Source organism: Arthrobacter sp. 'calajunan', assembly GCF_046940185.1.
Classification (GTDB): domain Bacteria; phylum Actinomycetota; class Actinomycetes; order Actinomycetales; family Micrococcaceae; genus Glutamicibacter; species Glutamicibacter soli.
In genome coordinates, this window is the sequence record NZ_JBKZDY010000002.1 from 1 (window position 1) to 21920 (window position 21920).

The following is a 21920-nucleotide window of genomic DNA, read 5'->3' on the forward strand; positions in this document are numbered from 1 at the left end:
GTTCATCCTGAGCCAGGATCAAACTCTCCATAAAAAACAAAAAGCCACCACAACCCCACCGGAAAAAGACGGGGCCACACGTGGTGATGAAATCCTGGCGAATAAAAACACTCGGAACAACACACGGTGGTGCATCATCCCAAGCAAAATGTTTCGTATTCACCAAACAAAAAATAATTTGGTATCAACAAACTTGGCACACTATTGAGTTCTCAAACAACAAACACTCTCGACACCGCATCCCGAACCCAAAGGGTTCGAACTGCTTCGCTCCGGAGCAACTTTTCAAGCTTACCACCTCGTTGACCAGTGTCAACTCGACGTTCCAAGCCTGTTCGCTTCGCATTGACTTCCCGCCCGTTTCCGTTCGGTCCGTGTCAGCGGCGCGAGATAAAACTTTACACGCCCTGCGCCCCCACGCAAAATCCGCCTAGTACTCCCGGAAACTAACCCATTTACCAGTCTGACTAGGTATTTCATGTTTCGGGTACAACAAAACCGCCAAAAAAGTGTGATGGTTCACAGATTCTTTGGCGGTTTTGCTTGGTTTTTACTTAGTCAGTTCGACGACAGCCATGTTCTTCTTGCCGCGGCGAACGATGGCGTAGCGGCCATGGAGGAAGTCGGCTTCAGACAGTTCGCTGTCGATGCCCTCGACCTTTTCGTTGTTCACGTAGGCGCCGCCCTCGCCGACGGTGCGTCGCGCAGCAGACAAGCTCTCGCTGAGGCCCGAAGCGTGCAGCACGTTCAGGATGCCGAGGTCGTCGGCCGCCACCTGGACGATTGGCAGTTCGGCAATCACTGCCTGCAGGGTCGACAGGTCGATCTCGCCCAGTTCACCATTGCCGAAGACCGCGGCGGAAGCAGCGATCACCTTGGTGGTGGCGTCTTCTCCGTGCACCAGGCTGGTCACCTGCCAGGCAAGCTCGCGCTGGGCCTGGCGCTTGAACGGGCGCTCGGCAACTTCCACAGCCAAGGCCTCGATCTGTTCGCGCGACATGAAGGTGAAGACCTTCAGACGGTCGATCACATCGGCGTCGGCGGTGTTCAGCCAGAACTGGTAGAAGGTGTACGGGGAGCACATCTCCGCATCCAGCCAAATCGCGTTGCCCTCGGACTTGCCGAACTTGGTGCCGTCCGAGTTGGTGATCAGCGGGGTGCCGTAGGCGTACGCGGACTTGCCCTCCACCTTGCGGATCAGGTCGGTGCCGCTGGTCAGGTTGCCCCACTGGTCCGAGCCACCAGTCTGCAGGGTGCAGCCGTACTGGCGGTACAGCTCCAGGTAGTCGTAGCCCTGCAGCACCTGGTAGGAGAACTCGGTGTAGCTGATGCCCTCGTCGGAGTTCAGGCGCGCGGCCACGATCTCCTTCTTGATCATCGTGCCCACGCGGAAGTACTTGCCCACGTCGCGCAGGAAGTCCAGGGCGGACAGCGGCGCGGTCCAGTCCAGGTTGTTGACCAGGCGCACCGCGTTCTCGCCCTCGTTGGACAGGAAGCGCGAGACCTGAGCCTGCAGCTTGGCAACCCACTCGGTGACGGTCTCCTTGGTGTTCAAGGTGCGCTCGGCTGTCTGGCGCGGATCACCGATCAGACCGGTGGAACCGCCCACCAGTGCCAGCGGCTTGTGGCCTGCCAGCTGCAGGCGGCGCATGTTCAGCAGCTGCACCAGGTTGCCCAGGTGCAGCGACGGCGCGGTGGGGTCAAAGCCGCAATAGTAGGTAATGGTCTCCTCGGACAGCGCCCGCTCCAGCTCGGCCTCGTCGGTGGACACGTGCACCAGGCCGCGCCACTTCAGCTCCTGCCAGACATTCGCGAAGGAGGAATCATTACTCTGTCCCGCAATAACGGGATTCTGATTGGTTTCAGACATGCTAACTTTGACCATTTTTCTGTCTATGTTCTGCCCCTTTGCTCCCGCTGCTTCCAGCGGAAGTTCACTACGGCGCAGCCAGTTGGGGTTTCCTGGCGTGCGCACTTCCTAGATTATCGGTTCGCGGCGGCTGTATGCCAGTTCGCGCGGCCGACGCTCCTAGGCTTCCATCCCCTCGGGCAGCTCGCCGGTGTAAACCACGCGCAAGCGCTGGGTGGTGCGGGTCATCGCCACGTACAGGTCCCCCACTCCCCCGTCGACCTCGGCCACCAGCTGCTCGGGTTCCAAGATGATCACGCCGTCGAATTCAAGGCCCTTGGATTCGCGGGCGGAAATCACCACGATGTCCTGGCTCAACCCGCCGGAGCCTTCCCCGACACGGTCCCCGTAGGCTGCGGAAATCACGTCGCGCGTATGGGCCAGCTGGTCCTGCGGGACGATGACCGCCTGCAGGCCTCCGGCGGAATACTCCAGTTCCTCGGCCAGGGCCGCGCGCAACGTGTCATCCAGCTGCGCGCCCGTGGTCTTGGTCAGCAGCGGAGGCCAGTCGCCCTCGCGCACGGCGCGCGGGGTGGTGATGTTCAGCCCGGCGGCCTGGGCCACACGCACCGCGGCGTCGGCGATCTGCGCCGGCGTGCGATAGTTGACCGTCAGCTCCTCCAAGGTGAAGCGTTCGCCGAAGAACGGCGACAGCGCCTGCGCCCAGCTGGTCGCGCCCGAGGCCGCGGAGGTCTGGGCGATGTCCCCCACGATGGTAAAGGACTTGATCGGGCAGCGGCGCAGCAGCAGGCGCCACTGCATGGGCGAGAGCTCCTGCGCCTCGTCCACCACGATGTGCCCGTAGGCCCAGGTGCGGTCGGCGACCGCACGCTCGGCTGCGGTCTGGCGGGCAGCGGTCTCCTGGTTGACGCCGGCGACCTGCTCCGCGGTGACCACCCCGTCGATGCCTGCGTTTTCCAGCATGGTATGCATGTTCACCAGCGCGGCCTGCGCGTTTTCCACGTCGCGGTCGTACTGGGCCTGGTTGCTGGCGGCGTGCGGGTCCTCGAACTCGCCCAGCAGCTCGGCGGCCTCGTCAAGCAGCGGCACGTCGGCCTCGGTGAACGGGGCATCGACCCGGCGGTAGAGCGCGTCGCGGTCGGCTTCGGAAAGCTTCGGCGCGGCGGCGGCCAGCAGGTGCGGGTTGGCGAACAGCTCGCGCACCAGCTTCTGTGGGGTCATCGGCATCCAGCACAGGTTCAGCGCCACGCGCACGTCCCAGGACTCGCGCACTTCCTGCGGCAGGTAGGAGCGGTCGGTGGTCGAGGACTGCCCGGCCGATTCCTCCAGCTTGCGGCGCAGTTGCTCGGCCAGGTCCCCCACGAGCACCTTCACGAAGGTTTCGCGGGCCTGGTTGTACGGCTTGTGGGTGTGGCGGGCGCGTTCGCGCGCGTTGAGCACCATCTTGCGGGTCAACGTCAGCCGCGTGCCTTCGACCACCACGGTGCGGTCCTCGGGAAGCACGCGCTGGCGGTTGCGCACGGCGGCGGAGATGACCCGGGCCATGGAGGGCCGGCCCTTGAGCCGGGCCACGGTGCGGTTGGTTTCCGGCACTGCCTGCACCCCGTGGTACAGCTCGCCCACGGAGGACATGACCACGCCGGTCTCGCCCAGCGAGGGCAGCACGCGCTCGATGTAGCGCATGAAGGAATTCGAGGGCCCGACGATCAGCACGCCGGCGTTCTTCAGCCGTTCGCGGTATTCGTAGAGCAGGAAGGCGGCGCGGTGCAGCGCCACGGCGGTCTTGCCGGTGCCCGGCCCGCCCTGGACCACCACTGCCCCGGGCAGCGGCGCGCGGATAATGGCGTCCTGCTCGGCCTGGATGGTGCCCACGATGTCGCCCATGCGGCCGGTGCGCTTTTCGCGCAGCGCCGCCATGAGCGCGCCTTCCCCGTGGTGGGTGTGGCCCTCGTCAAGCCAGGTCTCGTCCAGCACGTCGTCCTCGATGCCTGCCACGGTGCGCCCGGAGAGCATCAGGTGGCGGCGGCGGCGCACGCCGCGCGGGTTCAGCGCGGTCGCCTGGTAGAACGGCGCGGCCTCGGCGGCGCGCCAGTCGATCATCAGCCGGTTGAGGTCCTCGTCGCTCAGGCCGATACGCCCGATGTAGCGGATGCGGTTCTCCTCCGCCTGGGGATCCCCGTTGGAGCCGTTGGCCGCGGCCATGTCCAGGCGGCCGAAGACCAGCCGGTCCTGCACTGCATCCAGCTGCGCGATGCGGTCCTCGTACAGGGTCGCGAAGGAGTCGCGCTCGGACATGTTCTGGAAGCTGCCCACGGCGCCCTGCGCCCGGGTGCGTCCGAGCTGCTCCACCTTTTCGGCGCGCAATTCATCAAGCCTTGCGTACAGTTTCCCCACGTACTCGGTCTCGACGGACAGATCCTGTTCGATCGTTTCGGACAACCCAGTTTCCCCTTGCGCTAAATTCACAGGACAGACAATTCTACGCGTGCCGCGGCGGCGGCCGGTAATCCGCTTCGCGGGCGGCGTAACCAGCCGACGTGTTACTTCAGGAGTGCACCAGCTGCAGCGAGACGACCTCGTGCCCGTCCAGCTTGGCGCGGCCGTCTAAGCCGTCGAGTTCCAGCACCACGCCGATGCCCGCGACCACGGCGCCGGTCAGCTCGACCAGGCGCACCGCCGAGCCCACGGTGCCGCCGGTGGCCAGCACATCGTCCAGAATCAGCACCCGGGTGCCCGGGGCGATCTCGTCGCGGTGCATTTCCAGGCAGCCGGAGCCGTATTCCAGGGTGTATTCGTCGCGGTAGACCTCGCGCGGCAGCTTGCCTGCCTTGCGGATGGTCAGCATTCCCTTGCCGGAGGCGTAGGCGGCCGCCGCGGCGAGCACGAAACCGCGGGCCTCCAGCCCTGCCACGATGTCGAACTGGCCCTCGAACGGGGCGATCAGTTCGTCGACCATGCGGCGCAGGCCCGTTGGGTCCGCGAAGACCGGAGTCAGGTCCTTGAATGAAATTCCGGGCTGCGGGTAGTCGGGGACAATCGCGCACAAACGGTCCAGCAGGTCGGTAATGCTCTCAGTAGTATTCACGCCTCACAATTTTAGCCGTACTCGGGGCTCTTCGAACCACGCGGCTTAACTGCCTCGGCCGCAGTTCCCGGAAGGGAACTGCGGCCGACGGCCTCGGTTCCGCCGGCCCGGCACTAGCGGTTCATCAGCCGGTCGCTCGGCCAGGGCAGCAGCTCGGGGTAGTCGGCGGCGTCCGCGGCCGCGGTGGCCTGCACCGGACCGGCGGCCGGACGGCCGGCAAGCCATGCTGCCAGATCAAACTCGGTTCCGGAGAGCACCCAGGAGTTCTCCCCGGCGCCCAGCACCACCGGGGACTTGCCGTGGGGCTGCAGCACCAGGCGGTCCTCGGAAGGCACCCGGGCGGCCAGCGCGCGGAAGAGATGCTCAGAGAATTCGGCCGGCCAGCTGGAAGCAGGGCGCACGAACTCGTCAAGGTCGGTGGCATGGATCAGCATCTCTCGCCAGGTGGCGTACATCATGTCCGCAACCTTCGCGCCGGGGCGGTAGCCCACCGATTCCTCCCACTTGCCGGCGGCGGAAGGCAGCACCTCGCGCAGCTCGGCCAGCGCGGTGTTGGTCAGCTCCAGCAGCGCCTCGGGGCGCATCAGCGCTGTCATGTTGATGGCCTCGATGCGGCCGGCCGCTCCCCCGTCGTACATTTCCAGCGGCGGTTCCTGCCCGGCGCGCTCGAACTGGCGGCGGGCTGCCTTCGCGAAGGAGGCCAGGTGCGCAATGAGCTGGGCGGTGCTCCAGCCCGGCAGCGAACTGGCCTTGGGGTAGTTCTGGAAGTCGACGCCGCGCACCTGTTCGCGCAGCTCATCCAATGCGGTGGTGACCTGAGAAATGAGTGCGTCCGGCGCCAGTATCTGTGTCATGACCCACACTGTATCGCGAGTAGGGCTTAAATGCGTAGGCGGCCGGATCCGCGCCGCATGATTCCTGCGGTGCGGCTCCGGCCACCGGCCGGTCCAGGCTACTTGGCGATCCAGCCGCGGACCTCGTCAAGCTGGCGCTCGAACTCGGTGATCTGCTGCGCGACAGCGCTCGGGGCGGTGCCGCCCTGGCCGTTGCGGGCGTTGAGCGAGCCCTCGGTGGAGAGCACTTCGCGCACCGCCGGGGTCAGGTGCTCGGAGATGCCTGCATAGTCCTCGTCGCTTAGGTCCCACAGCTCCACGCCGCGCGATTCGGCCAGCTGCACGGCGGCGCCGGAGAGCTCGTGGGCGTCGCGGAACGGCACGCCCTGGCGTACCAGCCACTCGGCGATGTCGGTGGCCAGCGCGAAGCCCTGCGGGGCCAGGCCGGCCATGCGCTCGGTGTTGAAGGTCAGGGTTTCGATCATGCCGGCCACGGCGGGCAGCAGGATTTCAAGGGTGTCCGCTGCGTCGAACACCGGCTCCTTGTCTTCCTGCAGGTCGCGGTTGTAGGCCAGCGGCAGCGCCTTCAGGGTGGCCAGCAGGCCGGTCAGGTCGCCGATCAGGCGTCCTGCCTTGCCGCGGGCGAGCTCCGCGATGTCCGGGTTCTTCTTCTGCGGCATGATCGAGGAGCCGGTGGAGAAGGCATCGTGCAGCTTCACGAAGCTGAATTCCTTGGTGGCCCAGAGGATGACCTCTTCGCTCACGCGGGACAGGTCCACGCCGATCATCGCGGCGATCCAGGAGAACTCGGCGAACACGTCGCGGGCGGCGGTGCCGTCGATCGAGTTGAACACGGCTGAGTCGAAGCCCAGCTCGTCGGCCACGAAGTTCGGGTCCAGGCCCAGGGTCTGGCCGGCCAGCGCGCCGGAGCCGTACGGGGAGACTGCAGCGCGCTTGTCCCAGTCCACGAAGCGCTGCACATCCCGCAGCAGCGGCCAGGCGTAGGCCAGCAGCAGGTGCGAGAGCAGGATCGGCTGGGCGTGCTGCAGGTGGGTGCGGCCCGGCATCGGCGCGTACGGGTGGGCCTTGGCCTGGCCCAGCAGCGCGTCGAGGGTGTCAATGACGCCGCCGGCGATGATACGGGCGTGGTCGCGCAGGAACATGCGGCCCAGGGTGGCGATCTGGTCGTTGCGCGAGCGTCCGGCGCGCAGCTTGCCGCCCAGCTGGGTGCCGGCGCGCTCAAGCAGCCCGCGTTCCAGCGAACCGTGCACGTCCTCGTCGGAGTGCGCGGCGGTGTAGGTGCCGTCCAGCACGTCGGCCTCGAGCTTGTCCAGCGCGGCGATCATGTCGGCCAGTTCCTGCTCGGTGAGCAGGCCGGCACGCTGCAGCACCTTGGCGTGGGCGCGGGAGCCGGCGATGTCGTAGCTGGCCAGGCGCCAGTCGAAGTGGGTGGATTTACTCAGCGCGGCCATTGCGTCCGCGGGACCGTCGGAGAAACGGCCGCCCCAGAGCGATCCTTCATTTGTTGACGAGGCCATGGCTCGTTCCTTTCTGCTGCCCGGATTCCGCCGCGCGCCCAACCGGTTTCGCCGGCGGGCGCGGTGGAGTTTATTTCGCTGAATCCTACTCTAGCAAAGGTTTATGCAATGTTGCTCATAAATATGCATCAACCTCAGGTGAGTTCCCCCAGGCCTTGCGAAACCCCTTCCTGTGGAAAGTGGAAGAAGTCCCGTCGCGCTCGCCAACAGTTGGCGGCTTCCCTCTTCCACGAAGCATGGCCCCGGCGTAAGGTGAAGCCATAGTCGTATACGGATACGTCGTTGGAGGAAATCAAATGGATATCCAGTTGTTCCGCGGTGACATCACCACCCTGAGCGTGGACGCCATCGTCAACGCAGCCAACCCGTCCCTGCTCGGCGGCGGAGGCGTGGACGGTGCCATCCATGCAGCAGCGGGTCCGGCCTTGCTGGCCGCATGCCGCGAAGTCCGCGCCAATCGCTATCCTGACGGCATTCCCTCGGGTGTCGCCGTGGCAACCAAGGCGGGAAACCTCAAGGCCAAGTGGGTCATCCACACGGCAGCCCCGAACCTGGCCCTGATCAAGCCGAACCCCAAGATCCTGGCCGATTGCTTCAAGAACTCCTTGTATGTGGCAGCCCGCCACGAGGCGCATTCGATCGCCTTCCCCGCGCTGGGCGCCGGGGCATTCCGCTGGGATCCCAAGCAGGTTGCGCAGATCGCCTTCACGGCCATCAACGAGTGGGTCCAGACCAACAAGCACATCTCCCCGATCCACCGGATCGTCCTGGTCGCCTACAACGACGAAGTGCAGGCGGCCTTCGAGGAAGCCTTCACGCTGAACGCCGTCGAGGAGCTGGCAGCCTAGCAGCGCGCGGCTCCCAAAGCCGCTCATGATGCACAATAGCCGCCGCGGACCGCAAGGTGCGCGGCGGCTTCGCTGTCTTGGCAGCGCGATTGCCGGGCACCGCCCGGGCGCACCGGCCGCGCTTGGGGGATGCTGCGGCGCGGGCCCGGACGGCTAGGACGGCCGCGCCGGGCAAGGCGCCCGCGGTACCGCGGGCAGGGCCGCGGCCGCCCATGCACCGATGATGGCGCACCGAGCGCGGGCGCAACGATGCCGGGCGCAGAATGTGGATAACATTCCGCGCCCGGCATCGTCATTGGGCTGCGGAGGATCCGCCGTGTTCTAGCTCGGCTCGGCCAGCTGCAGGAAGCGGGCGGCCACCTCGGCGCCGCCGTCCACCTGGCGGGTGGTGACCATGATGGTGTCGTCCCCGGCGATGCAGCCGAGGATGGAAGGCATCTGCGAGTGGTCGATGGCCAGGGCCAAAAGGTTCGCGGCGCCCGGAGGGGTGCGCAGCACCACGATGTTCCCGGAGGCCTCGGCGGTGACCAGCTGCTCGGCGCAGATCTTGGCCAGCCGGGCGTCCAGCACCTCCTGGGTGATGGCGGTCTGCGGAGAGCGGTCCCCGCCTTCCTGCCGCACCGCGTAGATCAGCTGGCCCAGGTTGTCGCGGATGCGCACCGCGCCGATTTCCACCAGGTCGCGCGAGAGCGTGGCCTGGGTGACTTCCAGCCCGTCGTCCTTGAGCAAGCCAAGCAACTCGGCCTGGGACTTGACCGAGTTGTTGCCCAGGAATGCGCGGATGCGCGCCTGGCGGGCGGTTTTCGTACTGGGCTGCGAAGCCATGTTTACAGCTCCACCCTGGGGTCTTCGGCCAAGCCGGAGGCGACCATGAGCCAGGTCATGACCGCCTTCTGCGCGTGCACGCGGTTCTCGGCCTCGTCGAAGACGACCGACTGCGGGCCGTCGATGACCTCTGCCTCGATCTCGTAGCCGCGGTAGGCCGGCAGGCAGTGCAGCACAATGGCGTCGTCCTTGGCGTGCTTCATCGCCGCGGAGGTGACCGAGTAGTCGGTGAACAGCTTCAGGCGCGCTTCCTTCTCCTCTTCCTGGCCCATGGAGACCCAGGTGTCGGTGGCGACCACGTCGGCGTCCGCCAGCGCGGCGGCGGCGTCGGTGGTGATGGTGACCGAGCCGCCGGTCAGCGCGGCGCGCTCCTGCGCCGCGGCGACGATGGAGGCCGCCGGCAGGTAGCTTTCCGGTCCGGCGATGGCCACGTGCATGCCCGCGGTGACCCCGGCCAGCAGGTAGGAGTTGGCCATGTTGTTGGCAGCGTCGCCCAGGTAGGCCATCTTCAGGCCTGCCAGCGCGCCCTTGTGCTCGCGCACGGTGAGCAGGTCGGCGATCAGCTGGCAGGGGTGGTAGTCGTCGGAGAGCGCGTTGATCACCGGCACCGAGGAGTTCGCCGCCATTTCCTCCAGGCCCGACTGGGCGTAGGTGCGCCACACGATGGTGGAGACCATACGCTCGAGCACCTTGGCCGAGTCGGAGATGGACTCCTTGTGGCCCAGCTGGGACTCGGCGGAGTTGATGATCAGCGGGGAGCCGCCCAATTCGGCGATGCCGGCGTGGAAGGAGACCCGGGTGCGGGTGGAGGTCTTGTCGAAGAAGACCGCGACGGTCTGCGGGCCGGCGTACGGGGTGAAGCCGTACTTGTCGGCCTTCATGGCCAGTGCCAGGTCCAGCACCTTGGTCTGCTCGGCCTGGGTGAAGTCCAGGTCGGTCAGGAAGTGGCGGGTTGCGCTCATGGTGTGTTCCTTAAAGTCTGAGGTGGTTCTTAGGCTGCGGCAGCGGCCAGCAGGCCGGGCAGCGCCGCGATGAAGGTGGCCAGCTGCTCGCGGGTGATGACCAGCGGCGGGGCCAGGCGGATGGTGCGCTCGTCGGTGGCGTTGATGATGAAGCCGGCGTCCAGCGCGGCGGCGACCATCTTCGGCGCCGAGCCGTTCAGCAGCTCGAAGGCGTTGAGCAGGCCGGCGCCGCGCACCGCGCCCACGCCGTGAACGCCTGCCAGCTGCTCGCGCAGCCAGGCGCCGGTCTCGCGCACGTGGGCCAGCAGGTTGTCCTTTTCGATGGTGTGGATGACCGCCAGGCCGGCGGCGCAGGCCACCGGGTTGCCGCCGAAGGTGGTGCCGTGGTCGCCCGGGGTCAGCCAGGAGGTGTTGGCCTCACCGAAGACGATCATCGCGCCGATCGGGAAGCCGCCGCCCAGGCCCTTGGCCAGAGTCATCACGTCCGGAATCACCGGCGCGGAAGCGAAGAACTCGCCGGTGCGGCCCATGCCGGTCTGCACCTCGTCGAAGACCAGCAGCGCGCCGGCCTCGGTGGTGATCTCGCGGGCCGCCTGCAGGTACTCGGCGGACAGCTCCAGTACACCCGCCTCGCCCTGGATCGGCTCGATGAACACTGCCGAAACGGTGTGGTCCACCGCCTCGCGCAATGCCTGGATGTCCCCGGCGGGGATCCAGGTGACGTTCTCGGGCAGCGGCGCGAACGGGGCGCGGTACTTCTCCTTGTAGGTCAGCGACAGCGCACCCAGGGTACGGCCGTGAAAGGCATGCTCCAGTGCGATCACCTTGGTGCGCGGCGCCTGCTCGGTGCCCGCGTTGCGGCGGGTGAGCTTCAGCGCCGCCTCGTTGGCCTCAGTGCCGGAGTTCGCGAAGAACACCTTGGAGCCGGCCGGGGCGGCGGAGATCTGCAGCAGCTTCTCGGCCAGCGCGATCTGCGTGGGCGAGGTGAAGAAATTGGAGACATGCCCCAACGTGGCAAGCTGCGAGGTGATCACGGAAGTCAGCAGCGGGTTGCTGTGGCCCAGGGTGTTCACCGCGATGCCGCCGAGCAAATCCAGGTACTGGTTGCCGTCGGCGTCCCACACGTGGCAGCCGGCCCCGCGCACCAGCACGCGCTGCGGCGCGCCGAACACGCCCAGCAGGCTGTTGGAGTAGCGCTCGGCCAGCGCGGCCGATGACTGGTTGCCCAATCCGGCCAGGTCGGCGGCCTGGGAGTTCCCGCTCGGTGTTGCTTCGGTTGCGGCGGCGCTCTCGCTCACTTCTGGTCCTTCTGATTTGTTGGTGCGGCGGGGACCACCTGGGTACCCACGCCGGCGGTGGTGAAGATTTCTAGCAGCATTGAATGCGGTTCGCGGCCATCCACGATGTGGGCCTGGCCCACGCCGGAGTCCACGGCGTCCAGGCAGGCGCCCATCTTGGGGATCATGCCCGATTCCAGGGACGGCAGCATCTCGCGCAGCTCGTCGGTGCTCAGCGAGGTGATCAGCGAGGACTTGTCGGGCCAGGCGCTGTACAGGCCCTCCACGTCGGTGAGGATCACCAGCTTGGAGGCGCCCAGCGCGGTGGCCAGGGCGCCGGCGGCGGTGTCGGCGTTGACGTTGAGCACCGCTCCGGTCGGTTCGCCCTCGGCGTCGAATTCCGGAGCCACGGTGGAGATCACCGGGATCATCCCTGCGTCGATGAGCGAGTCCACCTGGTCGGTGCGCACGCGGGTCACCTCGCCGACCAGGCCCAGGTCCACGGGCAGACCGTCGATGATGGTGCCGGTGCGGATGGCCTGCAAGGTGGCGCCGTCCTCCCCTGACATGCCCACCGAGTAGGGGCCGTGCGAGTTGATCAGGCCGACCAGGTCGCGCTGGACCTGGCCGGTGAGCACCATGCGCACCACGTCCATGGCTTCGGGGGTGGTCACCCGCAGCCCGCCGCGGAATTCCGACTCGATGCCCAGGGTGTCGAGCATCTTGTTGATCTGCGGGCCGCCGCCGTGCACCACCACCGGGTTGATCCCGGCGTGGCGCAGGAACACGATGTCCTCCGCGAAGGCGCGGCGCAACTGCTCGTTGACCATGGCGTTGCCGCCGTACTTGATGACCATGGTGGTGCCGGCGAAGCGCTGGATCCAGGGCAGGGCCTCGATCAGCGCCTCGGCCTTGCGCTGGGCCAATCCGACGTCGGTGCGGGTGTTCTCAGGCATGTGCTCTTCCTTTGTCCTCGTCGAGGGACGGGCCTAGCTGGAGTAGGCGGAGTTCTCGTGGACGTAGTCGTGGGTCAGGTCGTTGGTCAGCACCGTGGCCTGCGCGGTGCCCGCGTTCAGGTCGATGTCGATGGTGACGTTGCGATCTTCCAGCGAAACCAGCGAGCGGTCCTCGCCCACGCCGCCGTTCTTGCAGACCCAGACGCCGTTGATGGCGACGTTCAGCTCGTCCGGTTCGAAGGCGGCCTGGGTGGTGCCGACCTCGGAGAGCACGCGTCCCCAGTTCGGGTCCTTGCCGAAGACCGCGGTCTTGACCAGGTTCGAGCGCGAGACGGCCTTGGAGACCTCCAGGGCGTCGGCCTCGGTGGCGGCGTTGAAGGTGCGGATCGCGATGGTGTGCTCCGCGCCCTCGGCGTCGTCGATCAGGCGGGCTGCCAGCTCCTGACAGGCGTCGGTCAGCGCGGCGGTGAATTCGGCGGCGTCCGGGGTGATGCCCGAGGCGCCGGAAGCCAGCAGCAGCACGGTGTCGTTGGTGGACATGCAGCCGTCGGAGTCGGCGCGGTCGAAGCTCATCGCGGTGGCGCTGCGCAGCGCGGCGTCCAGCTGCTCGCTGGTGAGCGCCGCGTCGGTGGTCAGCACGACCAGCATGGTGGCCAGCGCCGGGGCGAGCATGCCCGCGCCCTTGGCCATGCCACCGATGATGACCTGGCCGGTGGTGGAATCCCCCACCACGCGGCTGACCTGCTTAGAGACCGAGTCCGTGGTCATGATGCCGGCGGCGGCCTGGTCGGAGGCGTCCTGGGTACCGGCCAGCGCGGCGGCGGCCGCGGCGATGCCCGACAGCAGCTTGTCCATCGGCAGCTGCTGTCCGATCAGGCCGGTGGAGGCCACTGCGACGTCGCCGGCGGAAACCTTCAGCAGGTCCGCCACGTATTCGGCGCTGCGGTGGGTGTTGCCGAAGCCCTCGGCGCCGGTGCAGGCGTTGGCGCCGCCGGAGTTCAGCAGCACCGCGTCGATGCGGCCGTCGGCCAGCACCTGGCGGGACCACTTGACCGGGGCGGCTGCCACGCGGTTGGAGGTGAAGACGCCGGCTGCGGCGAAGTCGGGTCCGAGGTTGCGCACCAGGACCACGTCGTTCTTGCCGGTGGACTTCAGGCCCGCCGGCACGCCGGCGGCGGTGAAGCCCGCCGGGGCGGTGACGCCCAGGGCGTTGGCGGATGGGTGGGTATTGGTGTGGGCGAGGCTCACGGGGCGACTCCTTGCATGAGCAATCCGGTGTTTTCTTCCAGTCCCAGCGCGATGTTCATCGACTGGACTGCGGCACCTGCGGTGCCCTTGGTCAGGTTGTCCAGCGCCACCGAGACGATCACGCGGTTGGCGTGGGTGTCGAAGGCCAGCTGCAGCTGGACGTGGTTGCTTGCCTGCACCGCGCCGGTGGTCGGCCACTGGCCCTCGGGCAGCAGGTGGACGAACAGCTCGTTGTCGTAGGCCGCGGCCCAGGCCTCGCGCAGCTGCGCTTCGGTGACCCCGGGCTTCACCTTGGCGGTGGCGGTGGTCAGGATGCCGCGCGGCATCGGGGCGAGCGTCGGGGTAAAGGAGACGGTCACCGGTTCGCCGGCCAGCTTGGAGAAGCCCTGTTCCATCTCCGGGATGTGGCGGTGCACGCCGCCCACGCCGTAGGTGCTCATGGAGCCCATGACCTCGGCGCCCAGCAGGTGGGTCTTGGCGCTCTTGCCGGCACCGGAGGTACCCGAGGCGGACACGATCACCACGTCGTCCGGTTCCAGCAGATTGGCCGCGAAGCCGGGAGCCAGCGAGAGCTGGCCGCCGGTCGGGTAGCAGCCGGGCACCGCGATGCGCTTGGCGCCGACCAGCTTTTCGCGCTGTCCGGGCAGCTCGGGCAGGCCGTAGGGCCAGGAACCGGCGTGCTTGGTGCCGTAGAACTTCTCCCAGGCCTCGGCGGATTCCAGGCGGAAGTCGGCTCCGGCGTCGATGACCAGGGTGGATTCGGGCAGCTGCTCGGCCACGGCGGCGCTGGCGCCGTGCGGCAGGGCCAAGAAGACGACGTCGTGCCCGGCGAGGTTTTCCACGGTGGTGTCCACCAGGACGCGGTCGGCGAGCGCATGCAGGTGCGGGGCGATGCCGCCCAGGCGTTGCCCGGCCTGGGAATGCGCAGTGATGGCGCCAATTTCTACGTCGGGGTGGGCGGCCAGGATGCGCAGAACCTCGCCGCCGGCGTACCCGCTGGCACCGGAGACAGCAACTGAAATCGTCATGACCAGAGCTTACCGCAAAATATGCATAGAGGCTAATAAATATTCATAACTTAGTTTGTCATGAAGTCCGACATGGGCGCTTTCGACCAGCCACCATGCAGGCTCGAGTCATAGACTGGGCCTAGCAGTGGCCCGGGCGATGCGGGCCGACGTCAATCTTCCACAGGAGCGCTCCCCCATGCAGCAGCAAGCCATACTCGTTGCCGAACCCTCGGATGCCAAGGGGCTGGTTCTGGGACAGGCGCCCATTCCGTCCGCGGGGCCGGGGCAAGTGCAAGTGAAGGTCGCCGCCGCCGGAGTCAACTTCATCGAAACCTACCAGCGCAGCGGCGTCTACAAGGTCGACTACCCGTTCACCCCGGGCTCGGAGTTCTCAGGAGTCGTCACCGAAGTCGGGCAGGGCGTGCAGAACTTCGCCGTCGGCGACCGGGTCGCGACCGCCTCCGGCACCGCCGGCTACGCCCAGTACGCGGTAGTCGATGCCGCACGGGCGGGCCACGTTCCCGCCGGCGTAGACCTGCAGGTGGCCGCCGCGCTGCCGCTGCAGGGCATGACCGCCCACTACCTGGTGAATTCGAGCTACATCGTGCGCGAGGGAGATGTCATCCTGACCTACGCCGGCGCCGGCGGCGTGGGACTGCTGTTGACCCAGCTGCTCAAGCTCAAAGGCGCTACGGTGATCACCACCGCCAGCACCCAGGAGAAGAAGGACTTGGCCAAGGCGGCCGGTGCGGACTACGTGGTGGACTACGGCCAGGTGGCTCAGACCGTCGAAAAGGTCACCGACGGCCAGGGGGTGCATGCGGTCTACGACGGCATCGGCAAGGACACCTTCGAGACCTCGCTGACCGCGCTGCGCCGCCGCGGCACCCTGGTGCTGTTCGGCGGAGCCAGCGGCCAGGTGCCGGACTTCAACCTCCAGCGGTTGAACGCCGGCGGCTCGCTGACCGTCACCCGACCGAAGCTCGACGACTTCATTGCCACCGAATACGAAATGCACTGGCGTTTCGGCGACATCTTCCGCTGGGCTTCCGAAGGCAAGCTGGATGTGCGCATCGGCGCGAGCTTCCCGCTGTCCGAGGCCGCGGCGGCCCACACCGCATTGGAGTCCCGCAGCACCACGGGCAAGGTGCTGCTCGTTCCCTAGCCTCGGCGCCGCGGCTGCGGGGCCTGTGCCCCGCGGCAGGCGGCCTCCCGCCATAATCGACTACCTTGAATGAGCTGTTGGCTTCACTGGCGATCTCCTGGCTTCTGGGAGCGGGCCTGTTCCTGCTGTTGTTCTACGCAGTGTTCAGTGCCAAGTCCGAGAATTCGGATGGCGGCCACGGCCGCCACGTGCATCGGAACCGGCAAAGCTCGGCGCGGGCCAAGGCCATCCAGCGCACCAGCATGCGCCAGCGCTTCGCCAATGACTTTTCCTCCTTCGGCGTCGTCGACTGGGCACTTTTTGCCGGAGCGCTGTGCTTCCTGGCTTTCGCCGTCGCCCGGACCGCGGCGCTGCTGGACTGATCCGGCCTCCGGCCCGCGGCCGGCCCTCATTACCCCGTACCGACAACCCACGGAGTTCACCAGTGGAACATCTTCCCCGGGAGCAACGAAGCCCCGCCAATGATGCCGAGATCAAGGACTACCTGCACCGACTGGGCCTTCCGGGGCTGATCGACCTGCATGTGCATTTCATGCCGCAAAACGTGCTGGACAAGGTCTGGGCGTTCTTCGATGGCCGCGAAGCGGATGGCGACCTGCCGTGGCCGATCAGCTACCGCACCGACGAGGCGCAACGCGTCGCGACCCTGGAGCAGCTGGGCGTCGCCCGGTTCAGCACCCTGAACTATGCGCACCGCCCGGGCATGGCCGACTGGCTGAACGAGTACTCGAAGAACTTCGCGGCGCTCCATCCGCAGGCCATCGCCTCCGGGACCTTCTATCCCGAGGAGGGCACCGAACAGCAGGTCAGGGACTGCCTCGAATCGGGCGTTGAGGTCTTCAAGATCCACGTCCAGGTCGGAAACTTCGATCCCAACGATCCGCTGCTGGATCGGGCCTGGCAGCTGGTGGCCGAAGCCCGCACCCCGGTCATCATCCACTGCGGCAACGGCCCGCTTAAGGGACAGCACACCGGCATCGAGCCCATCCGCCGGCTGCTGGCGCGCCATGAGGACTTGGTGCTGGTGATCGCTCATGCGGGGTTGCCTGACTACCGCGAGTTCGCCGAGCTGGCGCTGGAGCACCCGAACGTCTATCTCGACACCACCATGCTGGCCACCGATTTCACGGAGCAGTTCGCGCCGATGCCCGAAGGCTACCGCGCACTGCTGGCGCAGCTGGCAGGCAAGGTCGTGCTCGGCACCGACTTCCCCAATATCCCCTACCCCTACAGCCACCAGCTCCAGGCCCTCGACGCCCTGGGCCTGGGCGAGCAGTGGATGCGCGAGGTCCTCTGGGAAACGCCGCAGCGCCTGCTGGCCCAGGTGCGCGCGGCGGTCTAGCCAGCTCGGGCGACCGGCGCAGATCGAGCCGGTGCGGCCACCTGCTCGACAACTTCGGGTGCAGCGCCCTAGAAACGGGAGGAACCGCCGGCGCCGGAGAAACTGCCGCCTCCGGAGTAACCGGTGGAGACTCCGGAGGACGAGCTGGCCGCCTGGCGGGAACTGTTCACTGCCTTGACCGCGGATTGATAGCCGATGTTGAAAGCACTGACCCGCCAGAAGAATTCTGCCGGGCTGGTGACGTCCAGGATCGACCCGCCGCTGCGGGTTCCGGTGGAGGCGTAGCGTTGCTTGCGCAGCTTCGCGCGCATTTGCTTTTCTTCGGCCTCGGACTTGGCGTAGGCGCCGATCCGCGCGGCGGCGTAGGCGTCGAGGCGTTCGGTTAATTGCTTGCGCAGTTCGCTGAGCCGGTCCAGGGCGGTATCGACATCGATCACCTGCGCGGCCAAGTCCGTGCCGACGGCCTGCACTTCCTGCTGCGCCGTGTCGGCGAATGAGCGCAGCGCGCTCCCGGCCGGGCCCAGCTTCTTGTCCGGGCCGCCGAGCAACTCGGGGAGTTCCGCCAGGTCTTCAAGGATCGGAGCCGTCTGCGCCCGCCAGGCCTCTTGCCACGTGGCAGACCTGGTGTAGAGCGCTGCGGCGGCGATGATCGCGTCATCGGTCGCGTCCAGCTGCTGGGCGGTATCGATGAAGTCCTTGGACAGGGCGACACCGGAGCCGGAGGAGCGGGTTTTCTTCGTCGCGGCTTCAAGCTCCTGTTGCCGGGCGAACAACGTGCGGTACTTGGCCATGAAATCGGCGAAACGACGTTCCAGATCCGCCGCATGGCGCGAGCCGGTCGGCAAGGTACGGGCGGACAGCTCGGTGGTATCCAAATCCATGGTCACATTGCTTAGATGCTCCCGTCCGGTGCTGAGGTTCGCTTCGAACTCCTTGCGCCGTGAAGCCCTGACACCGAGAACCACCAAACCCGTCGCTCCCGCGGCGCCGCCGGCGACACCGGTGGTGATCCACAGGGCGGGGTTCTTGTACCACGGTCGGTTCATGATCTTCGCGCCCTTGGCGCCAACGGCGATCACGCCGTCGGTCCAGCGCGAGAGGTTGAAGTCCTCATATCCTGCCTCGTGGATGGATTCCATCTGGCTCGTTGAAACCTTGCGGTCTTCGCCGAAGTAGGTTCCGATCTGGCCGTCGCCGTGTCCCTCAACCGAGAGTGTGATGATGAAGTATCCGTCGGCCCAATAGTCGCCGTAGTCCTCGGCATCTTGCGAGATCCATTCAGGATGCTCCTCCCTTGCGAACGCGAGTGTTTCGCTGTTGATGTCGTCGGAGTATTCGCCTTGGCGGGAGAAGACCGCAACCTTTGTAGGCTCGTTGAAATCGATGCTTGAGAGGGCGTCCTTGATCTTCTCATCATTGAGGACATCGGCCGTGTCGTAGACGCTGATGCCCTCCAGATTCGCTCCGGCGGCGACGCCGATCGTTGAACTGCTGGCAGCAGCTGCCGGAAGTCCCGGGGCTAGCCCCAACAGGACCACGGCCGCCGCGGCAGAGCATCGAGTCAAAGAGTGGCGAAATTGCATGTGCAGAACTCCGGTCCAATAGCAGGTCGATCATCGCAACAATGGCTTTAAGCCATCGTATCGGCTATTTCAAACGAAGTCTCGAACCTCAATTGCATTCCCAACTGACCACGCAGTTCGGATGGCCGCCGCGGGCCACGCTGAGGATGAAGCGGCCGGACCCAAGCGGCGCGAAGCCATTGTCCCGGATCGCTCGTCTCGCGAACGGCCATCGCACTACGAGACTCGGGGAGGCCGGAAGTAGTCCACCAGGAATCCAAGGAGCAAACCCGCGGCGATGACGGCGAGCGCTGGCAGGATCACCAGAGGGCCGACATAATCCCGGATATCGATCCCCGCGAGCGGCTTGACGAAGAAGGCGAAAAGCAGGTACACGATCGCTAGCACCATGCCGGCGCTGGCAATGGCCCGGCCCTGCGTGCGCCGCTTTCGTTTCGGGAACTGCTTGGCGTACTCCTCGGCAGGGCCGAATTCCGTCTCGACGGAGGTTCCCGCTGTGTTCTCATAGGACCGAACCTCTTTGAGCGTCTCAGCGATCTCCGCTTCAGTCATGCCCTGCATCCGCAGGTTGAAGGCCAGCTTCCGTTCGTAGTTCATGATTTCTCCTGGCTGGTCGTTCGGATGCTGGTCAAGGCCCGGGTCATGCCGGTCCACTCGGCTTCAGCACGCAGAAGTTCCGCCTCGCCCTGCGGCGTGAGCTTGAAGAGCTTGCGCGGAGGTCCCGCGTGCTCTTGCGTCCACAGGTGCTGCGTAAGCTTCTGTTCGTCCAACCGCTTCAGCAGCGGGTACAGCGTCCCACCCTTGATCCGCGCAAAACCGTGCTGGCGAAGCTTCTCGGCAATGGCGTACCCGTGGTTCTCCCCGTGGCTCAGCACCGCAAGCACCGCCTGCGGCAGCGCGGCCCGCGTCAGTTCCGGATAGTCTTCAAAATCTTCCATCCTTAGATATCCTCACTAGCCAGGTAGCCTTACAACCCAATTCGCTGAATATAGCTCTCAGGGATGATCAGCTCTCCACTGCCCTGCGCCACTTGGCGCAGGACTCCTCGTGCCCCGCCGGCAGCTCGGACTCGCACGCGGGAGCGCAGGTCGACGGTATATCAGAGATGCGGGTAACACTTCGTCCGGAACCGATGGCCTTGCAGACTTTCGAATTCAACGCTTCGTCGCATATCAGACCAGCAATAATGATGGGAGAAGAACCAAGAACTCCGAAAGGATGAAACCCTTTCATGTCAATGCGTGTTACAAGTGGTTGTAAAATCGGAGGATGACTAGCATTGACGATTCCGGCGCAGCCGTACTTCCTGAAGCCGAACGCGAAGTTCTCACCTGGGACACCTTCGGTGTGGCATCCCGCGAACTGGCACAGACCGTTGTCGACAGCGGTTTCGAGACCGACGTAGTCGTGGCCATCGCCCGCGGCGGACTGCTGTTGGCCGGTTCCATCGCCTACGCCTTGGGTGCCAAGGCCTGCGGTGCCCTGAACGTGGAGTTCTACACCGGCATTGGCACGGTTCTTGAGGAGCCAGTGGTGCTTCCTCCGATGCTGGACGAGGGCGCGCTGCACGGCAAGAACGTGCTGCTCGTTGACGACGTCTCGGATTCCGGCCGCACCCTTGCCAAGGTCGTCGACCTCATCTCCGAATGGGGCGCAAACGTCAAGACCGTTTGCCTCTACACCAAGCCGCGCACCATCATGGTTCCCGACTACGAATGGCGCCGCACCGACAAGTGGATCACCTTCCCATGGTCGGATTTGCCACCTGTCGAGAAGACCGTATCCGGCAGCTAGAACCGTCAAAGCACTCTGCTGACATGCCGGGGAATGCGAACCCTTCGTTCCATTCCTCGGCATTCACTTTTAAACTTGTCCCACGACAGAACCCGTGCGTTTGACGCCCTTTTCCACAGCGGATCATGATTTCCTGGCCAAGCTCGCCAGTGATCCGCGTGTCACGGCCTTTATCGGCGACGGCAGGCCGTGGACGGGCCCCTATCTTTCGCGACGAATGGAGCAGGCGCTGCAGGATCCGGGCGTCCAATGGTTTATCGCTTGGCAGGGAAAAAGACTCCGGTGGGATTCTTCACTGCCACGCGCAAGCCTGAAGCAATTGAAATCGGTTATTGGGTTGACCCGCAGTTCTGGGGACGGGGCATCGCCAGCCACATGATCCCCCAGGGCGTGTCATAGCTGGCCGACCAGGGCGCCACGGCGTTTATCGCCAGGGCATTAAGGAATAATACCGGTTCGCTCAAGTTGCTGGAGCGCAACGGATTCACCACGCAGGGCACCGATGCTGAGGACCTGGTCACCCTGGCCCTGCGGATCGCCCCGAATACCTACCGCTCGGCAGACTCCGAAGTTTCGGAAGACGGCTTGTAGCCGTCCCTGAATTCTTGTTCGCGCTGCTGGTCCTGCGCTGGTTCGTCCAGATGCGTTCCCGCACCGCGCTGGATCAGCAGCACCGCGCCCCACGCAGTGGCGATAGCCGCCACGACAGCCATCGCTCCCAAAACCACAACGAGCAGGCAAGCCCCCGTTTTCCGCGCAGCAGACATGCGTTCCCCTTTCGCACCGAATCAACCCAAGCCACAAGTCTAGCCCGTGGACAAGGCCGGCCGTTCACGCGTTCGCATCCTAGCCAGGACGGGCTTCCTGACATGATAATGCTCTGCATACCTCAATTGCGGCGGAGGGGATCACCATGGAAATCAACTACGGCTTGTACTACCGGCTGGACTTGCACCCCTGGGAACACTACGCCAAGCTCCACCTCGCCAACTTCGAGCATCAGCTGCAGGTCGAAATCGAGCAGCATGCAGGTGCATCCCCCGGTGTTCTCCCCCGGGCCATTGATCTCGGCTGCGGCAGCGGAATCCACTGCCGCCGCATGGCCGCGGCAGGTTTCGAGGTAGTCGGCGTGGATGCGCAGCAGCAGGCCTTGGTCCGTGCCCGTGACCAGTCCGGGCCGCACGAGACCTACGTACAGGCCGACGTGACAGACCTGTCCGAGCTGACGCCTGGGTTCAATTTCTTCCTAGATTCCGGGTGCCTGCAAGGTCTGGCCGGCGAAGCCCGCAGCCGCTACGGGCATGCGGTCGGCCGGCTGGCCGCGCCAGGCGCGACGTTCCTGGCTCTGCAATTCGGCAACTCCCGATTCAACTCGTTCATCGGAGGGATCTCCCGCGAAGAGCTGCAGGACGTCCTTCCCCAGTGGGCGCTGATCGACGACTACCCAGCCGAAACCCGCGGGCTGGGCTGGTTCCAGAAGCAATCCCGGCCGCACTGGTACCGATTCCTGTACCACTAGCGGACAAGGGAAACGCCCCGCCTCCCCGGGGGTCCGAGGAGGCGGGGCGTGCTGCGCTGTTGCGT

Annotated in this window: 23 protein-coding genes; 8 read left to right on the forward strand and 15 right to left on the reverse strand. The window is 65.9% G+C overall.

All coding sequences use genetic code 11. The annotated features are described in order from the left end of the window. Positions 1–208: hypothetical protein (locus RF641_RS02475; protein ID WP_424572424.1), on the forward strand; the 208-nt coding region annotated here is incomplete at its 5' end. A gap of 342 nt (positions 209–550) precedes the next feature. Here RF641_RS02475 and tyrS read toward each other — a convergent pair. From tyrS to argH, 5 genes are all read right to left on the reverse strand, one after another. Further along, positions 551–1870: a tyrosine--tRNA ligase gene (tyrS, locus tag RF641_RS02480; protein WP_047121191.1), complete on the reverse strand. Its 1320-nt coding sequence runs from the start codon at positions 1868–1870 to the stop codon at positions 551–553. Between the two features lie 159 nt (positions 1871–2029). Further along, positions 2030–4309, reverse strand: coding sequence for a HelD family protein (locus RF641_RS02485; RefSeq protein WP_120989572.1), 2280 nt, complete (start codon positions 4307–4309; stop codon positions 2030–2032). A gap of 106 nt (positions 4310–4415) precedes the next feature. Next, positions 4416–4955 (reverse strand): adenine phosphoribosyltransferase, encoded by a 540-nt coding sequence (locus RF641_RS02490; protein WP_047121190.1) that lies wholly within the window; start codon positions 4953–4955, stop codon positions 4416–4418. Positions 4956–5068: 113 nt separating this feature from the next. Beyond that, complete coding sequence (locus RF641_RS02495; RefSeq protein WP_047121189.1) at positions 5069–5809, reverse strand: maleylpyruvate isomerase family mycothiol-dependent enzyme; 741 nt, start codon at positions 5807–5809, stop codon at positions 5069–5071. Positions 5810–5907: 98 nt separating this feature from the next. After that, complete coding sequence (argH, locus tag RF641_RS02500; RefSeq protein WP_047121188.1) at positions 5908–7326, reverse strand: argininosuccinate lyase; 1419 nt, start codon at positions 7324–7326, stop codon at positions 5908–5910. Positions 7327–7622: 296 nt separating this feature from the next. Here argH and RF641_RS02505 point away from each other — a divergent pair, with 296 nt between their 5' ends. Then, positions 7623–8174 carry a macro domain-containing protein gene (locus RF641_RS02505; RefSeq protein WP_113606574.1) on the forward strand — a complete coding sequence of 184 codons (552 nt, stop codon included), beginning with the start codon at positions 7623–7625 and terminating at the stop codon, positions 8172–8174. Between the two features lie 321 nt (positions 8175–8495). Here RF641_RS02505 and RF641_RS02510 read toward each other — a convergent pair whose 3' ends face one another. From RF641_RS02510 to argC, 6 genes are read right to left on the reverse strand one after another with little or no spacing between them, the layout of a single operon-like run. Continuing rightward, positions 8496–8999 (reverse strand): arginine repressor, encoded by a 504-nt coding sequence (locus RF641_RS02510; protein WP_047121186.1) that lies wholly within the window; start codon positions 8997–8999, stop codon positions 8496–8498. A gap of 2 nt (positions 9000–9001) precedes the next feature. After that, positions 9002–9961: an ornithine carbamoyltransferase gene (argF, locus tag RF641_RS02515; RefSeq protein ID WP_047121185.1), complete on the reverse strand. Its 960-nt coding sequence runs from the start codon at positions 9959–9961 to the stop codon at positions 9002–9004. Between the two features lie 29 nt (positions 9962–9990). Then, positions 9991–11259 carry an acetylornithine transaminase gene (locus RF641_RS02520; protein WP_181728029.1) on the reverse strand — a complete coding sequence of 423 codons (1269 nt, stop codon included), beginning with the start codon at positions 11257–11259 and terminating at the stop codon, positions 9991–9993. Further along, a complete protein-coding gene (gene argB / locus RF641_RS02525; protein WP_053797733.1) occupies positions 11256–12194 on the reverse strand; it encodes an acetylglutamate kinase in 939 nt (312 codons plus the stop codon). Before argB ends, RF641_RS02520 begins: the two co-directional genes overlap by 4 nt. Before the next feature lie 33 nt (positions 12195–12227). Next, entirely contained in the window at positions 12228–13400 is a 1173-nt protein-coding gene (gene argJ, locus RF641_RS02530; protein ID WP_424572650.1) for a bifunctional glutamate N-acetyltransferase/amino-acid acetyltransferase ArgJ, read from the reverse strand. 38 nt (positions 13401–13438) lie between these two features. Next, entirely contained in the window at positions 13439–14470 is a 1032-nt protein-coding gene (gene argC / locus RF641_RS02535; RefSeq protein WP_424572425.1) for an N-acetyl-gamma-glutamyl-phosphate reductase, read from the reverse strand. Positions 14471–14648: 178 nt separating this feature from the next. Between argC and RF641_RS02540 the strand changes: the two genes are divergently transcribed. The 3 genes from RF641_RS02540 (at position 14649) to RF641_RS02550 (ending at position 16959) form a co-directional block, all read left to right on the forward strand. Then, a complete protein-coding gene (locus RF641_RS02540; RefSeq protein ID WP_052772615.1) occupies positions 14649–15617 on the forward strand; it encodes a quinone oxidoreductase family protein in 969 nt (322 codons plus the stop codon). A 77-nt stretch (positions 15618–15694) separates the two neighbouring features. Then, positions 15695–15979: a hypothetical protein gene (locus RF641_RS02545; RefSeq protein ID WP_161449621.1), complete on the forward strand. Its 285-nt coding sequence runs from the start codon at positions 15695–15697 to the stop codon at positions 15977–15979. 62 nt (positions 15980–16041) lie between these two features. After that, a complete protein-coding gene (locus RF641_RS02550; protein WP_120989578.1) occupies positions 16042–16959 on the forward strand; it encodes an amidohydrolase family protein in 918 nt (305 codons plus the stop codon). A 68-nt stretch (positions 16960–17027) separates the two neighbouring features. Here RF641_RS02550 and RF641_RS02555 read toward each other — a convergent pair whose 3' ends face one another. The 3 genes from RF641_RS02555 to RF641_RS02565 all read right to left on the reverse strand — a co-directional run bounded on the left by RF641_RS02555 (position 17028) and on the right by RF641_RS02565 (position 19480). Beyond that, positions 17028–18542 carry a DUF5129 domain-containing protein gene (locus tag RF641_RS02555; protein WP_161449622.1) on the reverse strand — a complete coding sequence of 505 codons (1515 nt, stop codon included), beginning with the start codon at positions 18540–18542 and terminating at the stop codon, positions 17028–17030. 216 nt (positions 18543–18758) lie between these two features. Next, positions 18759–19139 carry a hypothetical protein gene (locus RF641_RS02560; RefSeq protein WP_424572426.1) on the reverse strand — a complete coding sequence of 127 codons (381 nt, stop codon included), beginning with the start codon at positions 19137–19139 and terminating at the stop codon, positions 18759–18761. Further along, positions 19136–19480: a PadR family transcriptional regulator gene (locus RF641_RS02565; RefSeq protein WP_424572427.1), complete on the reverse strand. Its 345-nt coding sequence runs from the start codon at positions 19478–19480 to the stop codon at positions 19136–19138. The genes RF641_RS02560 and RF641_RS02565 overlap by 4 nt, the downstream gene beginning before the upstream one ends. Before the next feature lie 331 nt (positions 19481–19811). Between RF641_RS02565 and RF641_RS02570 the strand changes: the two genes are divergently transcribed. After that, positions 19812–20336: a phosphoribosyltransferase gene (locus RF641_RS02570; protein ID WP_047121177.1), complete on the forward strand. Its 525-nt coding sequence runs from the start codon at positions 19812–19814 to the stop codon at positions 20334–20336. 249 nt (positions 20337–20585) lie between these two features. Then, positions 20586–20735, forward strand: a complete 150-nt coding sequence (locus RF641_RS02575; RefSeq protein WP_161449624.1) for a GNAT family N-acetyltransferase — start codon at positions 20586–20588, stop codon at positions 20733–20735. A gap of 149 nt (positions 20736–20884) precedes the next feature. Here RF641_RS02575 and RF641_RS02580 read toward each other — a convergent pair whose 3' ends face one another. Further along, positions 20885–21049 carry a hypothetical protein gene (locus RF641_RS02580; protein WP_161449625.1) on the reverse strand — a complete coding sequence of 55 codons (165 nt, stop codon included), beginning with the start codon at positions 21047–21049 and terminating at the stop codon, positions 20885–20887. Between the two features lie 200 nt (positions 21050–21249). Here RF641_RS02580 and RF641_RS02585 point away from each other — a divergent pair, with 200 nt between their 5' ends. Continuing rightward, complete coding sequence (locus RF641_RS02585; RefSeq protein WP_424572428.1) at positions 21250–21855, forward strand: class I SAM-dependent methyltransferase; 606 nt, start codon at positions 21250–21252, stop codon at positions 21853–21855. Positions 21856–21920 lie beyond the last annotated feature (65 nt).

What these genes read in the sequence shown, in the direction of transcription:
- tyrS (WP_047121191.1), bottom strand. Translation starts at nt 1,870, where the DNA reads ATGTCTGAAACCAATCAGAATCCCGTTATTGCGGGACAGAGTAATGAT.
- RF641_RS02495 (WP_047121189.1), bottom strand. Translation starts at nt 5,809, where the DNA reads ATGACACAGATACTGGCGCCGGACGCACTCATTTCTCAGGTCACCACC.
- argH (WP_047121188.1), bottom strand. Translation starts at nt 7,326, where the DNA reads ATGGCCTCGTCAACAAATGAAGGATCGCTCTGGGGCGGCCGTTTCTCC.
- RF641_RS02505 (WP_113606574.1), top strand. Translation starts at nt 7,623, where the DNA reads ATGGATATCCAGTTGTTCCGCGGTGACATCACCACCCTGAGCGTGGAC.
- RF641_RS02510 (WP_047121186.1), bottom strand. Translation starts at nt 8,999, where the DNA reads ATGGCTTCGCAGCCCAGTACGAAAACCGCCCGCCAGGCGCGCATCCGC.
- argF (WP_047121185.1), bottom strand. Translation starts at nt 9,961, where the DNA reads ATGAGCGCAACCCGCCACTTCCTGACCGACCTGGACTTCACCCAGGCC.
- argB (WP_053797733.1), bottom strand. Translation starts at nt 12,194, where the DNA reads ATGCCTGAGAACACCCGCACCGACGTCGGATTGGCCCAGCGCAAGGCC.
- argC (WP_424572425.1), bottom strand. Translation starts at nt 14,470, where the DNA reads ATGACGATTTCAGTTGCTGTCTCCGGTGCCAGCGGGTACGCCGGCGGC.
- RF641_RS02540 (WP_052772615.1), top strand. Translation starts at nt 14,649, where the DNA reads ATGCAGCAGCAAGCCATACTCGTTGCCGAACCCTCGGATGCCAAGGGG.
- RF641_RS02555 (WP_161449622.1), bottom strand. Translation starts at nt 18,542, where the DNA reads ATGCAATTTCGCCACTCTTTGACTCGATGCTCTGCCGCGGCGGCCGTG.
- RF641_RS02560 (WP_424572426.1), bottom strand. Translation starts at nt 19,139, where the DNA reads ATGAACTACGAACGGAAGCTGGCCTTCAACCTGCGGATGCAGGGCATG.
- RF641_RS02565 (WP_424572427.1), bottom strand. Translation starts at nt 19,480, where the DNA reads ATGGAAGATTTTGAAGACTATCCGGAACTGACGCGGGCCGCGCTGCCG.
- RF641_RS02570 (WP_047121177.1), top strand. Translation starts at nt 19,812, where the DNA reads ATGACTAGCATTGACGATTCCGGCGCAGCCGTACTTCCTGAAGCCGAA.
- RF641_RS02575 (WP_161449624.1), top strand. Translation starts at nt 20,586, where the DNA reads ATGGTTTATCGCTTGGCAGGGAAAAAGACTCCGGTGGGATTCTTCACT.
- RF641_RS02580 (WP_161449625.1), bottom strand. Translation starts at nt 21,049, where the DNA reads ATGGCTGTCGTGGCGGCTATCGCCACTGCGTGGGGCGCGGTGCTGCTG.
- RF641_RS02585 (WP_424572428.1), top strand. Translation starts at nt 21,250, where the DNA reads ATGGAAATCAACTACGGCTTGTACTACCGGCTGGACTTGCACCCCTGG.